The following is a 13,602-nucleotide window of genomic DNA, read 5'->3' as shown; positions in this document are numbered from 1 at the left end:
AAGGGAGAACCGATGTCCACCTCCTCCGTCCCCTCAGCCCGGCTCGAGGTCGAACTGCGCCCGGGCCGGCCACCGCTGCTGCCTGCCGACGCCGTCCGCGGCATGGCCTGGGAGGACTTCCGGGCCGCCCTGCGCGGGCTGGTGACCGAGCACGGCGCGGTCCTGGTCCGCGGTTTCGGGCTGGCCGGCACCGCCGACGTCGAGGGCGTCTTCCGCGGGCTGTCCGACGCCCTCATGCCCGAGCGGGAGGCGTTCGCCGCCCGCACCGTGTACGCCGATGGCGTCTACTCGGCCACGCCGTGGCCCGCCGGCCAGCAGATGTGCATGCACCACGAGCTGAGCTACGCCGCCGAGTTCCCCTCGATGATGCTGTTCGCCTGCCTGGTCGCCCCGGCCTCCGGCGGCACGACCGGGGTCGCGGACTCGTCGGCGGTGCTGGAGGCGTTGCCACCGGACCTCGTCGGCCGCTTCGAGCGGGAGGGCTGGCAGCTGGTCCGCACCTACAACGACGAGATCGGGGCCTCGGTGGCCGACTCGTTCGGCACCGGCGACCCGGCCGCCGTCGAGGCGTACTGCCGGGCCGCCGGGATCGAGTTCGCCTGGCAGCCCGGCGGTGGCCTGCGCACCCGGCAGCACCGCCGCGCCGTACTGACGCACCCGGTCACCGGGCGGCGGTGCTGGTTCAACCAGATCGCGTTCCTCAACGAGTGGACGATGGAGCCCGAGGTGCGCGACTACCTGGTCGACGTCTACGGGCCGGACGGGCTGCCGTTCACCACCCGGTTCGGCAACGGCGACCCGATCGACCGGGACGTCGTCGAGCTGCTCACCGGCACCTACGAGCAGCACACCCTGCGCGAACCCTGGCAGGCGGGCGACATGCTGCTCGTCGACAACATCCGGACCGCGCACGGCCGCGACCCGTTCGACGGCCCCCGCGAGATCCTCGTCGGCCTCGGCGACCCGGTGCGGGCGGGTGACCTGCGATGACCGACGTGCAGGAGAACGCCGCCGCCGGGGCCGGGGAGACGCTCGACCCGCCGCCGTTCTCGGTGATCTCCGGCGGCCAGGTCCGCCGGGTACTGCAGGGCCGCGAGCGCGAGATCGTCGACCTCGTGGCGGACACCTACCGGCTGCACGGGGCCGGGGACTCGGTCAACCCGCCGTCGTACTTCCTGCGGTTCCCGGACCGGCCGGCCTCGCGGATCATCGCGCTGCCCGCGTCGATCGGGGGCCCGTCCCGGGTGGACGGCCTGAAGTGGATCTCCAGCTTCCCGGGCAACGTCGCGTCCGGACTCCCGCGGGCCTCCGCCGTGCTGATCCTCAACGACCCGGCGACCGGCTACCCGTTCGCGGTACTGGAGAGCTCGATCATCAGCGCCACCCGCACCGCGGCGTCCGCGGCGCTGGCCGCCGACCGGCTGTCCCGTGACCGGGACCGGCCGCTGAGGGTCGGGTTCGTCGGGACCGGGCTGATCGCCCGCTACATCCACACCTTCCTGGCCGGGACCGGCTGGGAGTTCGACGAGATCGGCGTGCACGACCTGTCCGCCGACAGCGCGGCCGGGTTCCGCGGCTACCTGGAGCGGTCCGGGGCGGGCGGCCGGATCACGGTGCACGACGACGCCGGGTCGCTCGTCCGCGGCAGCGACCTGGTCGTGTTCGCCACCGTCGCGGCCCGCCCGTACGTCGACGATCCCGGCTGGTTCTCGCACGCCCCGCTGGTGCTCAACGTGTCGCTGCGCGATCTCGCGCCGGAGGTCCTGCTCGCGTCCGCGAACGTCGTCGACGACGTCGAGCACTGCCTGAAGGCGGACACCTCACCGCACCTGGTGGAGCAGGCGACCGGGAACCGGGACTTCCTCGACGGGACGCTCGACGACGTCATGTCCGGCCGGGTCCGGGTGCCCGCCGACCGGACGGTGGTGTTCTCCCCGTTCGGGCTGGGCGTGCTCGACCTCGCGGTCGGCCGGTTCGTGCACGACGAGATCGCCCGGACCGGCGAGCTCGCCGTGGTCGAGGACTTCTTCCACGAACGGAGCAGGCACGGGTGACGCCGCGGCGGGATCAGTCCTCGGCGAGGACCGTCACCTGACCGGAGGGGACACCGTCCGCGCAGCTCAGGGCCACGACGACGTCGACGTCGTCGCCGTCGAGGCCCACCCGGCCCGGGCCGGCGTCATCGTCGTCGTCGCGCTCGAAGCCCTGGGCCGGGTTCACCGACACCACCTCCGGGGTGGTGCCGGCACAGCGGGCGAGGATCGTCCCGCCCGGTCCGGCGGGCACGACGGCGGGCGGGGGCTTCCCCGCGGGCTGCTGCGCCGCGGGCTGTGGCGCCGCGGGCTGCTGGGCGGCGGGCTGCTGCGGTGCGGGCGGTGCCGCCCCCGCCCCGGGCTCCGCGGCCACCTGCCGCGCGAGCCGTGCCTCGATCTCCTCGGCCGCGAGCGGCTGCGTCCCGCTGTCGCCACCGAGGCCGGAACCGATCGTCCCGACCGCCGTCATCCCGAGCACCAGCGCGCCGACGGCCGCCGCGATCCAGAGCCCGACCTGGAGCCCGGGCCGCGCGGTGCGCTTCGTCGATCGGTCCATGCCGACAGCATGCCCCGGCCCCGGGTTAACGCATCCCTAATAGGGACACAAACGACACCCAGGACGTCCCGTCCCGCCCGTCGCGGCGGATAGGTTCGGTCCCCGTGGCCCAGATCCTGATCGTCGAGGACGACCCCGGCATCCGCGGAGCCCTGATCCGGGGCCTCTCCGAGCGCGGGCACGCCGTCGACTCCGCCCCCACCGCGATGGCCGGCCTCGAGTCCGCCGTCGGCACCCGGCCCGACCTGGTGGTGCTCGACCTCGGGCTGCCCGACATGGACGGCACCACGATGCTGCGGATGCTGCGCGGCGCCAGCTCGGTCCCGGTGATCGTCGCGACCGCCAGGGACGACGAGTCCGAGATCGTCGCCGTCCTCGACGCCGGCGCGGACGACTACCTGGTCAAGCCGTTCGCCGCCGCGCAGCTCGACGCCCGCATCCGGGCCGTCCTGCGGCGGCTCGGCGACGGGACGCCGGACCCGACGGTCGTCGTCGGGGGGTTGTCGGTGGACCCGCGGTCGCGCCGCGCGCACCTCGACGGCGGCGAGCTGGAGCTCACCCCGCGCGAGTTCGACCTGCTGCACTACCTCGCCGCCCGGGCGGACCAGGTCGTCAGCAAGCGGGAGCTGGTCACCGAGGTGTGGCAGCAGCCCTACGGCGGCGCGGACAAGACCGTCGACGTCCACCTGTCGTGGTTGCGGCGCAAGCTCGGGGAGACCGCGCAGGCCGCGCGCTACCTCCACTCGGTGCGCGGGGTCGGGGTCCGGCTCTCCGCACCCACCGGTGACGCCTGATGCGCCGCCGGATCCTCGTCCTGGTCGGTGCGACGGTGCTGCTGGTGCTGGTCGCGTTCGCGATCCCGCTGGCCACGCTCATCCGTTCCGTCGCGGAGGACTCCGCGCTGTCGGGGGCCATCTCGCAGGCCCGGTCGCTGACCCCGACCGTCGCGACCGGGGACCGCGCCGCGATGCAGCCCGTCGTGCAGGGCGCCGACGCCGCGGACGTCACCGACGTCTCGGTGTTCCTGCCCGGCGGCGACATCGTCGGCGCGCCCGCACCGCGCAGCCGGCTGGTGGAGCTCGGCCTGCTCGGGCAGAGCGCGTCGACCGACGCGCCCGGCGGCCGGGAGATGGTCTTCGCCGTGCAGGGCACGCCCGCCGGGAACGCCGCGATCCGGGTCTTCGTGCCCGACGACGAGCTGTACCGCGGCGTCGTCCGGTCCTGGCTGCTGCTCGCCGGGCTGTCGGTCGTCCTCCTCGCCGGTGGCCTGCTCGTCGCCGACCGGCTGGCCCGCACCCTCGTCGACGCGACCACCGACCTGTCCGAGGTCTCGGAGCGGCTCGCCCGCGGCGACCTGTCGGCCCGCGCCGATCCGGAGGCCCCCGCCGAGCTGGGCGTCGTCGCCGGGGCGCTGAACGGGCTGGCAGGACGGATCTCGGAGCTGCTCAAGGAGGAGCGGGAGAACGTCGCCGACCTCGCCCACCGGGTCCGCACCCCGCTCACCGCGCTGCGGCTCGACGCCGAGGCGCTGCGGGACCCCGACGAGTCGGCCCGCATCTCGTCCGGTGTGGACGGTGTACAGCGGGCGGTCACCGGGGCGATCGAGCAGGCCCGGCGCCGGGGCGGGGAGAGCCGGTCCGCCGACGCCGCCGCCGTCGTCCGGGAACGGGTGGAGTTCTGGCAGGTGCTCGCCGAGGACACCGACCGCGCCGTCACCCTGGACCTCGCCGACGGCCCGCTGCCGGTCGGCTGCGCCCGCGGCGACCTCGAGGCCTGCGTGGACGCGCTGCTGGGCAACGTGTTCGCCCACACCCCGGACGGGACGGCGTTCGGGATCGAGCTCACCGGCCGGTCCCGCGGCGGGGCCCGGCTCGTCGTCACCGACCACGGGCCCGGGCTGCCCCCGGGCTCCGACCCGACGTCGCGGGGGGTCAGCGGCGGGGGCTCGACCGGGCTCGGCCTCGACATCGCCCGCCGCACGGCCGACTCCGGGGGCGGCCGGCTCGCCCTGCACTCCCCGCCCGGCGGGGGCCTGCAGGTCGAGCTGGAGCTCGCGGCACCGGCGGAGTGATCCCTTCCCGACGGTCTTGAGGTCGCCTTAGGACTCGCACAGCGCGGCCTTGTCCTCCGGGGCGGCATCGTTCTCCCTGTCACCGGGACACACCGGTCGACCAGCGGACACGACACGGAGGACGATCAGAGATGCGTACCAGGACCACCGTTGCAGCCCTCGCCGCCGGCCTGTTCCTCGTCGGCGGAGGGACCGCGCTGGCCCTCGCCCCGGGGGACGCCGCGATCGCCCCCGTCGCCCTGTCCTCGGTCACCGGGGCCCCGCCCGCGGGCGCCGCGGCACCGGCCGTCGACCGCGCCGCCGCCGAGCGCATCGCCCTGGAGCGGGCCGGTGGCGGGCAGGTGACCGAGGTCGAGTTCGACCGGGCCGACGACGACCGCGACGACGCCGACGACCGGGACGACCGCGACGATCGCGACCACTGGGAGATCGAGGTCCGCAACGGCGGCACGGAGCACGACATCGACGTCGACGCCGCCACCGGGGAGATCCTCGACCACGACGTCGACGGCGACGACTCCACCGACGACCGCGACGACCACGACGACCGCGACGACGACTGATCGGTCCGTCCCCTTCCCCGTCCCCGGTTCGCACGGGATCCCTCTCCTCGCACGGGGTCCGATCCCGTGTGAAGAGAGCGAACCCGTGCGAACTCGGGTCCGGGCGGGGCGGGGCGGGGCGGGGTGGTCAGGTCGGGGGGAGGCCGGTGCGCCAGTCCCGGCCTGCGGACAGGACACGGTGCCCGACCGCCTCCTGGGCCAGCCGCATCCCGGACGCGAACAGCTCCCGGACCGGGCCGCGCAGACCGGGATCGAGCCAGTCCACGTCGGAGTGGTCGATCCGCGCGGACGGTGCGGGCACCCCGTGTTCCAGCAGCGCCCGGTACAGCCCGGTCGCCGGACGCACCTCCGGCAGCCCCTCCGCCACGGCGAGCTCGGAGGCCCGGCGCGGGATCCGCAGGCCGGCGGCGTCGAGGTCGCCGAAGTACCGGATCGCCGCCGGCGGGTCGTCGCGCAGACGCAGCACCGACGCCGTGAACGCGTTCCCCGCCCCCCACGCGACACCGGCGACCGGGCCGGGATCGTCACGTAGGGCCCGGACCAGCGAGTCCGCGGTGTCGGCGTTCTCGACCACCAGCAGCACCGTGCCCCCGGCGGGCAGCGACTCGACGTGCAGCGGCGGGACCACCCGTCGGGCGCGGAGCGTCGCCAGGTCGAGCCGGCCGGGCAGCCCATCGTCGAACGCCGTCTCGTCGCCGGTGATCTCCAGCGCGCGTTCGCGCAACGGGACCTCCACCGCCCGGGTCCCGCCGGCGAAGAGCCAGTCGCTGACCCGGCGCAGCACCGGCGGCGGGTGCGGGAGGTCCGCGGCCCAGGCGAGCTCGGCGTGCCACGGGACGCCGCGCCCGCCCGGTCCCGCGGCCACCGGGCCCACTGCGCCGGGCCGGAGCAGTTTCACCGACTTCGGCAGCGGCGGGACGCCGTCGTCGGTCTCCCGGGTCGGGACCAGCACACCGGCGGCCGCCAGCTCGTCGAGTGCCGCCGCCAGGCCACGACGCGCCCCCGCGGTCCCCACCGACGACGGGTCGGCCTCGAGGTGGGCGCGCTGGACCGCGGCCCGTGCGAGCCGGGTCCGTCCGGTGGCCCGCAGCAGCTCCACCAGCCGCACCGCGACGGGACCGGCCTCGGGACCGGTCACTCCTGAACCGGGCCGGTGACGTCGCCCGTGCCGGGCCGGTCGCCCGCTCCCGGGGACCCGGCGGGACCCGCCGCGTCGACGCCGTCCGGGCCGGCTCCGCTGCCGGTCCGCGGCCCGGCGTCCTCACCCGGCTCGGGGCCCGTGGCCGGGACCGTCTCCGTACCCGGATCGGTGGGCGCGTCGGCGCGCCGGTAGACGCGGGCCGCGCTGATCCGGCCGCCGCCCTCGTCGCCGTCCGGCACCGACCGCGTCACCCGCTCGTCGACCGAGAGGTACTTCCGGCCCGCGCGCAGGTCGGCGTCGTTGCGGAGCCGGATGAGCAGCGGGAACCCGGACAGCGCGCCGGCGTCGAACAGGCCGGTGGTGTAGACGAGCTGCACCCCCAGCGCCTGCGCGACACCGAACTGCAGCTCCAGCAGGTATCCCGCCGACGCCCGTCCGATCGGGTTGTCCAGGAACAGCACCCCGGCGTGCGCACGACGCCCGTGCCCGCGCTGGTGCGCCCGGAGCGCGGCCATCGTGCAGTACAGGACGATCGCGGCCGTCAGCTGCTGCCCGCCGGAGAAGACGTCCTTGATCGCGGAGACCCGCAGCCGCTCGGTGCGGAGCACGGCGTCCGGCTTGAGCATCTCCACCCGGACGCCCTTCGGCATCGCCGCCCGCACCCCGCGCAGCAGCATCGACATGCCGTCGCGCCGGTCGCGGGCCGGGCGGCCCGACTTGGCCGCGGCCGCCTCCGCCGTCCGGTCGACGACGATCCCCAGCTCGTGCCGCAGCGCGGTGTCGGGGAGCTCCTCGAACCGGATCCGCAGGAACTGCTGGCCGGACCAGTCACCGAGGCCGTCCGGGAGCTGCGAGACCTTCTGCGCGAGCCGCACCATCCGCAGCGCCTCGCCGACCATCCCGGACAGCCGCGTCACGATGCCGGAGCGGTGCCGCTCGATGTTGCCGAGATCGTCGTCGAGCGAGCGCAGCCGCGGGCGCAGCGCGTCGATCCACTCCCGGGCCAGACCGGGCATCTCGGCGCGGTCCACCCCGCCGATGTGGCGGTGCACCGGCGACGACAGCGTCGCGAACCGCGGGTCCTGGGCGAAGCGGGCGACGGCGTCGACGCCCTCGCGCACCCGGCGGTCGGCGCGGCCGCGCTCGGCGACCGCGTCGCGCACCCGGGCCTGGTGCCGTTTCAGGGTGGCGACGGCCTCGTCGACGTCGCCCTCGAACGGGAGCCCGCCCGCCTCCGGCGTCTCCTCCAGGCCCTCGACGATCCGGGCGAACCCGCGGGACGCGTCCTCGGCGTCGCGGTGGGTCTCCTCGGCGGCCTGCCGGGCCCGCCGGGTCCGCTCCAGCTCGGTGCCGGCCGCGTCGAGCTCCGCCGACGCCCGGGCCACCAGCTCGCGGCCGTGCTCGACGTCGCGGGGCGGCTCGTACGGGTCGATCGGGCGCTCGCCTGCGGGCTGCGAGGCCAGCTCACGGCGGAGCACCTCGACCTCGGTGTTGGCCTTCTGCCTGCGCTCCTCGGCCTGCTCGTAGGCCTCCCGGGCCTGCTCGGCGGCGGCCCGGCGGCTCGCCGCGTCGGCGCCGTCGGGGGTGTGCAGGAACGCCGTCGCGGCCTCCACCACCGAGCGCGGCAGCCCGTCGACGGTGACCCGCTTCGACGCGGCGTCGGCCTCGGCCCGCTCCAGCGACCCACGCAGGTCGGTGTCGACGGCGGCCGAGGCGTAGGCGTCGCGGGCGCGCTGGAAGACGTCCCGCAGCTCGGCCAGCGAGGTGTCCGGCGCACCGGCCGGGTCGGGGGCCTCCTCCAGCGGCAGGCCGGCGGCCTCGTCCCGCGCGTTCGCGGCGATGCTCTTCTGCCGGTCCCGGGTCTGCTGCGCGGCCGCCGCCTCGCGTCCGGCCCGGGTCGCGCTCTCGCCCGCGGTCTCCGCCTCGTCGCGCAGCCGGGCCGCGTCCGCGGTCCCGGTCCGGCGGCGTTCCTCCACACCGGGCCGCCGGGCGAGCTCGTCACGGAGCGCGGCGAGCGCCTCGGCACGGCGACGGGCGTCGGCGGCGGTGCGCTCCAGGCCGGGCCGGTCGGTGGTGAGCCGGTCGGCGCGCTCGTCCAGCGCGGCCACCTCGGCGACGGTCTCCTGGTAGGCGCGGACGGCCTCGTCGCGCTCCCGCTCGGCGCCTGCCGCCGCGTCGGTCAGCTCGTCGAGGGTGGGACGGCGGTCCCGCAGCGCCGCGAACCGGTCCCGCAGCCGGCGGTCCGAGTCGAGCGTCTCCTCGAGCGCGGCGATCCGCGCGGACCGGTCGGTGGTCTCGGCGACCAGCCGGAGCCGGACCTCCTCGGCGGCGTCCTCGTCGTGCAGCGCCGGGTTCGGCGGGACGACGAGCTCGATCCCCGGTGCCGCGTCCGTCGCGGCGTCCACCGCGGCGGTGGAGCCCACCGCGACGAGCGACGCCGGGAGCAGCCGGGCCTCGTCGAGCTCGGTGCGGGCGCGCGCGGCGTCGGCGGCGTCGTTGAGGAGGATCCCGCCTGCCAGGTGCGGCAGCCGCTCCAGCACGGTCGCGCGGTCCGCGGCCGGGAGCGTCGCGATGTACCGGCGACCGGACCAGGCGGTGATGCCGGCCTTCTCCAGCACCTCCAGCACGGACTCGATCTCCTGCGGGTCCGGCAGCAGCCCACCGTCGCCGAGGGCGTGCAGTGCGCGCTCGTCCCGGCGCTGGTCGCCGAGCAGCGAGGTCCGCTCGCGCTCCGCGCCCCGGACGGCGGCGGTGATCGTCTCGACGACGAGGCCGGCGTCGGCGGCGGCCCGGACCGTCTCGACGCCGAGCAGCTCGGCCGGGCGGGGCTCGCCCGCCAGGTCGTCGCTCTCGGCGGCGGCACCGGCCCGCGCGGTCTCCGCCGACGCCGCGGCGGCCCGGGCGGTGGCCGCGGCGTCCTGGGCGGCGGTGCGGCGCGCCTCGGCGGCCCGGCGCTCGTCGCGGATCCCGGAGGCGGCGGTGTCGGCGTCGGCCAGCGCCGTCGCGGTCGCCGCGGCGTCCCGCTCCGCGGCGGGGGCCTCCTGCTCGACGTCGTCGGGCCCGGACCCGGCCTTCAGGTGACCGGCCTTCACGGCGGCGGCGACCCGCCGGTCCAGGTCGGCGAGGGACTCCTCGGCCTGCGAGACCGCGCTCTCGGCGCGTGCGGCGTCGGCCGCGCGGGCGACCTGCTCGGAGCGGGCCTCGGTGGCCCGGTCGTCGGCGGCCGACCGGGTCTCCTCCGCGGCCTCCGCTGCGGCGTCGGCCTCACCGGCGGTCCGCAGCAGCGCGGCGGACAGCTCGCGGGCGGCGTCCTGGCGGGCCTGCAGGGCCGGGCGTGCCTTCTGCTCCTCCTCGTCGACGCGGCTGCGCAGCCGCGCGGCCTCGGCCGCGGCGACGCGGTGGGCGAGCACCGGCTCGACCGCGTCGCGGGCCGACGACACGGACGCGGCCTCGTCGCGCTCCCGCGTCGCCGTCGCGGCGGTCTCCTCCGCGGCCCGCACCGCGAGCTCCGCGGTCAACCGGCGCAGCTCGCCGACGGTGTCCTGCAACCGTTCCGACGAGGCCGCGGCCTCCTGCTCGGCCGCGACGGCCTCCGTGACGGTGGTCCGGGTCGTCTCCGCGCGGGTCGACTCCGCGACCCGCCGGGCGGCGATGCCCTCGGCCGTCGTGCGCAGCGCAGCGCGGGCCGTGTCCTCCGCCGACCGCGCGGCCGCCGCCGTGTCCTCGGCCTCCACCATCGGCTCCAGCCGGGACAGCGTGCCGTCGACGAACTCGCGCTCCGCCTCCAGCTCCTCCCGCTGCGCCAGCCGGTCGGCGTAGCCGGCGACGAGCTCGGCGACGTTCTGCGGTTCCTCCGGGTCCAGCACCGCACGGAGCAGGAAGTCGACGAACGCCTCGTCGCTGGAGAACGAGAACGCCTCCGCGGCCTCGCCCTCGCCGGCGTTCATCGCCCGCTGGTAGCGGAACAGCTCGGGGTCCAGCCCGATCTCGACGAGGTGCCGGGTCCAGTCCCGGTGCCCGGTCTCCCACGCCAGCTCGATGCCGGGATGGTCGCGGTGGGCGGCGTGCAGCCGCTCCCGGAACGACGCGAGGGTGATCCGCTTCCGGTCGTGGGTGAAGGGCAGGTCGTCGAGACCGAACCCGGGCGCGGGACGGAACGCGTACCAGGCGTCGGCCAGCTTCTCCGGGTCCGACGACGCCACGTGCCCGCGCCACTCCGACGCCTTGCCGGTGACCAGCAGCGCGCCGGTCCCGACGTGCATCCACTCGCAGACGACGTGCGCGACGTCCTCGGCGAGCACGAAGTTCTCCAGGACCGTCGTGCTCGTCGTGCCCACGACCTGGCGGCGCCCCGGCAGCAGCACCGAGAAGATCAGCTTGAGCAGGACGGACTTGCCGCCGCCGTTCTCCAGGAACAGCACCGACGCCGGCGACGGCCGCCGCGGGGTCGTGCGGTCGAGCGCGTCCGGCGCGAACAGGTCCTCCTGCACCGCCACCTTCACCGGGCGCCCGACGCCGCGCAGGTCGAGCGAGACGTCCTGGTAGCGGGCGGCGGTGGGGCCGACCGAGAAGAGACGGACGCGGGTCAGCTCATACATGGCGCTCCTCCGGCCGGTCCGCCGGCTCGTCCCCGGAACCCGTGTCCGGCGGGCCGGACGCCGGGGCACCGCCCGCATCACCTTCTGCGGAAACGCTTCCCCAGGCAGCGATCTCACCGGAGCCGGCACCCGACGGGCCCGACACCGCAGCGCCACCCGCCTCACCCTCTGCGGAAACGCTTCCCCAGGCAGCGATCTCACCGGAACCGGCACCCGACGGGCCCGACACCGCAGCGCTACCCGCCTCACCTTCCGCGGAATCGCTTCCCCAGGCAGCGGTCTCCGAGGAGGTGCCCCCGGCGCCCGGCCCGTCGACCACACCGTTCCCGGCCGGCTCCGCCACCAGCGTCCCCGCCGCGGCACCGGCCGGGAGCACCCCGAGCGACAGCAGCTCGTCGAACGCGCGCTGCGCGGCCAGCTCACGGACCTGCACCTGGTAGCGCGGCGTCGTCCGGAAGGCGCCCTCGGCACCGACCGGCACCAGGAAGCCCTGGTCGGCGAGGAACCGGAGCGCCTTCCCGACGATCCCGCGGGTGGTGGACTCGCCGGCCCGGCCGTCCTTCGTCGCCGTCGCCTCGGGACGGCGCAGCCACACCCGCCAGACCTCCTCGAGCTGCGGCGCGTCCGACTCGGGGTCGGCCGGGCCCGCGGCCCGCTCGTTCAGCGCCCGGCACGCCTCGCGGACGGCGCCGTCGACCAGCTCCACCGAGACGCGGCCGACGTAGGAGTCGTCGCCGAGGTCGTCGGGCCGGGGGAAGGCCAGCGCGGCGACGGCGAGGTGCGCGATGCCGTGCAGCACCTTGTCCGCCTGCCGGTTCGCCAGCGCGGTGCGGCGCGCGTACTCGTCCATCCGGATCTCGAAGACCGAGCCCTCGGTCGCGGCGAGGACGATGCCCGGCGCGGCGTCGACGGTCAGCACGACCAGCCCCAGCCCGGACGCGACCCGCTGCACGGTGGTGCGGAAGTCGTCGTCCTCGCGGTAGCGGCGGACCAGGTCGGCATAGTCGGGGTCGCGGCCGGGCAGCGCCTTGGGCCGCATCCCGAACGCGACGAGCCGGGCGGCCGTCTCGACGTCGCTCATCGCTTCTCCCCCTCGACGCCGGCCACGGCCAGCAGCAGGTCCGCGCCGCCGAACTCCGGGTCGTCCAGCACGGTCCCGTCGTCGACCGCGATCAGCACGGACGGGTCGCCCTGGGTGCGGGCGGTGCCGATCGCCGTGCCCAGCGCGTGCACCGCGCGCAGCGCGACGAGCTGCGGCAGGTCGGGCCCCGCGGCGCGGGCCCTGGCCAGCGCCTCGGACAGCCGCACCGGGTGCTCGGCCTCCTGCGGCAGGACGGCGTCGGTGCCGGCCCAGGTGTCCACGCCGAACCGTTCCCGCGGCTGCGGCGCGAGCTCCGGCGCGGGGACCTCGGAACCGAACGGGTCGCGGTCGGTCGGCGGCGTCAGCAACGTCTCGACCAGCCCGCCGAGGCTCGGCACCGACGGGTTCCGCACCCCGGTGCCCGCGGTGAACCACGCGGTCGCCGGATCGTGCGCGGCGCCGACGGTGAGCCCCAGCGACGGGCGCAGCAGCTGCCCGAACACGTCGACCGAGGCCCGCTTCGGTTTCCCGGAGAACTGCTGGCGGTCCTGCTCGGCCCGGAAGGCGGCGCCCGCCTCCTGCAGCCTCGCCTGCAGCTGGGTGTGGCGCTGGATGCAGTCGTCCACGACGGCGACGAGCTCCGCGGCCTGGCGCCGCCGCTCCGGCTCGGCCGCCTCGTCGCGGGCGTCGGCGATGTTCGCCTTGATCACCGTCTCGGCGCGGTACCGGGCCTCGATGTGGGTCAGTGCCTCGTTCAGCAGCTGCGGGACGGCGTCCAGCCAGTCCACCGAGCGTACGTCGCGGCGGGTGGCCTCGAGCTTGCGCCGCAGCGACTCCGCGTACTGCACGGTGCGGTAGCGGGCCTGCTCCGCGGCGAGGCGCGCGTCGCCGAGCCTGCCCCGGACGATCAGCGTCTCCAGCTTGGTCTCGGCCGCCTCCTGGGCGGACTCCACGTCGGTGTCCAGCGCCCCGACCAGCACGTTGATCGCCTCGTCGGACGCGCGCAGGTACACCCCGCCGTCCGGCGCGGCGACCTCGACGAGCAGCTTGAAGTCGAACCTGCGGCGCACGTAGCGGCCGTCGGCGTCGGTGGCGCCGTACTCCACGGCGAACCCGCGGTCGATGCTGCCGACGTTGACCAGGTTGTCGATCACCCACTGCGCGACCCTGGCGTGCTCGGACCGCGGCGCGTCCGGCACCTGGGCGGCGACGAAGGGCAGCAGCCGCCGCACGACCTCCGAGTGGTCGGCGCCGTGGTCGAAGTCCATGGCCAGCGTGACCTGGTCGATCGCCTGCAGCCCGATCTCCGCCATCTGGTAGCCGACGGCGTCCCACTCGAGGCGGCCCTTGCGGGCGTCGAGGTCGTGCAGCGGCGCCGTGCAGGCCAGGGCCTTCAGCCGGCGCGCCACTCCCTCGTCCGGGCTGATGGTCGACACCCGGACGACTGTAGTTCGGACCCGCAGATCCCTAACGACGCCTTAGGGATCGCACAGCGCGCTCTTGGTGCGCCGGTCGGCAGAGTTCTCACCAGTCACCGGGGCACACCGCCCCGGACCAGC

The 13,602-nt window shown here is 76.1% G+C and carries 9 protein-coding genes and 1 pseudogene; 5 read left to right on the top strand and 5 right to left on the bottom strand.

What is annotated here, in order from left to right:
• Positions 1-12 precede the first annotated feature (12 nt).
• Positions 13-990, top strand: coding sequence for a TauD/TfdA family dioxygenase (locus PP1_RS19545; RefSeq protein ID WP_010229490.1), 978 nt, complete (start codon positions 13-15; stop codon positions 988-990).
• On the top strand, positions 987-2,054 hold the full coding sequence (sbnB, locus tag PP1_RS19540; RefSeq protein ID WP_010229493.1) for a 2,3-diaminopropionate biosynthesis protein SbnB: 1,068 nt from the start codon (positions 987-989) through the stop codon (positions 2,052-2,054). Before PP1_RS19545 ends, sbnB begins: the two co-directional genes overlap by 4 nt.
• Positions 2,055-2,067: 13 nt before the next feature.
• Here the strand turns inward: sbnB and PP1_RS19535 are convergent, their stop codons facing one another.
• Positions 2,068-2,589, bottom strand: coding sequence for a hypothetical protein (locus tag PP1_RS19535; protein ID WP_010229496.1), 522 nt, complete (start codon positions 2,587-2,589; stop codon positions 2,068-2,070).
• A 104-nt stretch (positions 2,590-2,693) separates the two neighbouring features.
• Here PP1_RS19535 and PP1_RS19530 point away from each other — a divergent pair, with 104 nt between their 5' ends.
• The 3 genes from PP1_RS19530 (at position 2,694) to PP1_RS19520 (ending at position 5,223) form a co-directional block, all read left to right on the top strand.
• Complete coding sequence (locus PP1_RS19530) at positions 2,694-3,383, top strand: response regulator transcription factor (RefSeq protein WP_010229499.1); 690 nt, start codon at positions 2,694-2,696, stop codon at positions 3,381-3,383.
• Positions 3,383-4,660 carry a sensor histidine kinase gene (locus PP1_RS19525; protein WP_075314758.1) on the top strand — a complete coding sequence of 426 codons (1,278 nt, stop codon included), beginning with the start codon at positions 3,383-3,385 and terminating at the stop codon, positions 4,658-4,660. Before PP1_RS19530 ends, PP1_RS19525 begins: the two co-directional genes overlap by 1 nt.
• A 131-nt stretch (positions 4,661-4,791) precedes the next feature.
• Entirely contained in the window at positions 4,792-5,223 is a 432-nt protein-coding gene (locus PP1_RS19520; RefSeq protein WP_075314760.1) for a PepSY domain-containing protein, read from the top strand.
• Positions 5,224-5,350: 127 nt separating this feature from the next.
• On the opposite strand, the gene PP1_RS19515 is transcribed toward PP1_RS19520, so the two are convergent.
• The 4 genes and pseudogenes from PP1_RS19515 to PP1_RS19500 form a co-directional block, all read right to left on the bottom strand.
• Complete coding sequence (locus tag PP1_RS19515; protein WP_083697256.1) at positions 5,351-6,361, bottom strand: DUF2399 domain-containing protein; 1,011 nt, start codon at positions 6,359-6,361, stop codon at positions 5,351-5,353.
• On the bottom strand, positions 6,358-10,962 hold the full coding sequence (locus tag PP1_RS19510) for a hypothetical protein (protein WP_075314762.1): 4,605 nt from the start codon (positions 10,960-10,962) through the stop codon (positions 6,358-6,360). The genes PP1_RS19515 and PP1_RS19510 overlap by 4 nt, the downstream gene beginning before the upstream one ends.
• 337 nt (positions 10,963-11,299) lie before the next feature.
• Positions 11,300-12,043 (bottom strand): annotated as a pseudogene (locus tag PP1_RS19505) (hypothetical protein); the annotation flags it as partial.
• Entirely contained in the window at positions 12,040-13,479 is a 1,440-nt protein-coding gene (locus PP1_RS19500) for a hypothetical protein (protein WP_029239276.1), read from the bottom strand. The pseudogene PP1_RS19505 and the gene PP1_RS19500, both read right to left, overlap by 4 nt.
• Between the last annotated feature and the right edge of the window lie 123 nt (positions 13,480-13,602).

Origin of the sequence: Pseudonocardia sp. P1, assembly GCF_000178675.2 — a bacterium.
GTDB lineage: Bacteria > Actinomycetota > Actinomycetes > Mycobacteriales > Pseudonocardiaceae > Pseudonocardia.
This window is presented reverse-complemented; position numbering and strand designations above follow the sequence as displayed.

Bases quoted from the DNA above. Each gene is read 5' to 3' on its own strand.
- PP1_RS19545 (WP_010229490.1), top strand. From the start codon at position 13: ATGTCCACCTCCTCCGTCCCCTCAGCCCGGCTCGAGGTCGAACTGCGC.
- sbnB (WP_010229493.1), top strand. From the start codon at position 987: ATGACCGACGTGCAGGAGAACGCCGCCGCCGGGGCCGGGGAGACGCTC.
- PP1_RS19535 (WP_010229496.1), bottom strand. From the start codon at position 2,589: ATGGACCGATCGACGAAGCGCACCGCGCGGCCCGGGCTCCAGGTCGGG.
- PP1_RS19525 (WP_075314758.1), top strand. From the start codon at position 3,383: ATGCGCCGCCGGATCCTCGTCCTGGTCGGTGCGACGGTGCTGCTGGTG.
- PP1_RS19520 (WP_075314760.1), top strand. From the start codon at position 4,792: ATGCGTACCAGGACCACCGTTGCAGCCCTCGCCGCCGGCCTGTTCCTC.
- PP1_RS19510 (WP_075314762.1), bottom strand. From the start codon at position 10,962: ATGTATGAGCTGACCCGCGTCCGTCTCTTCTCGGTCGGCCCCACCGCC.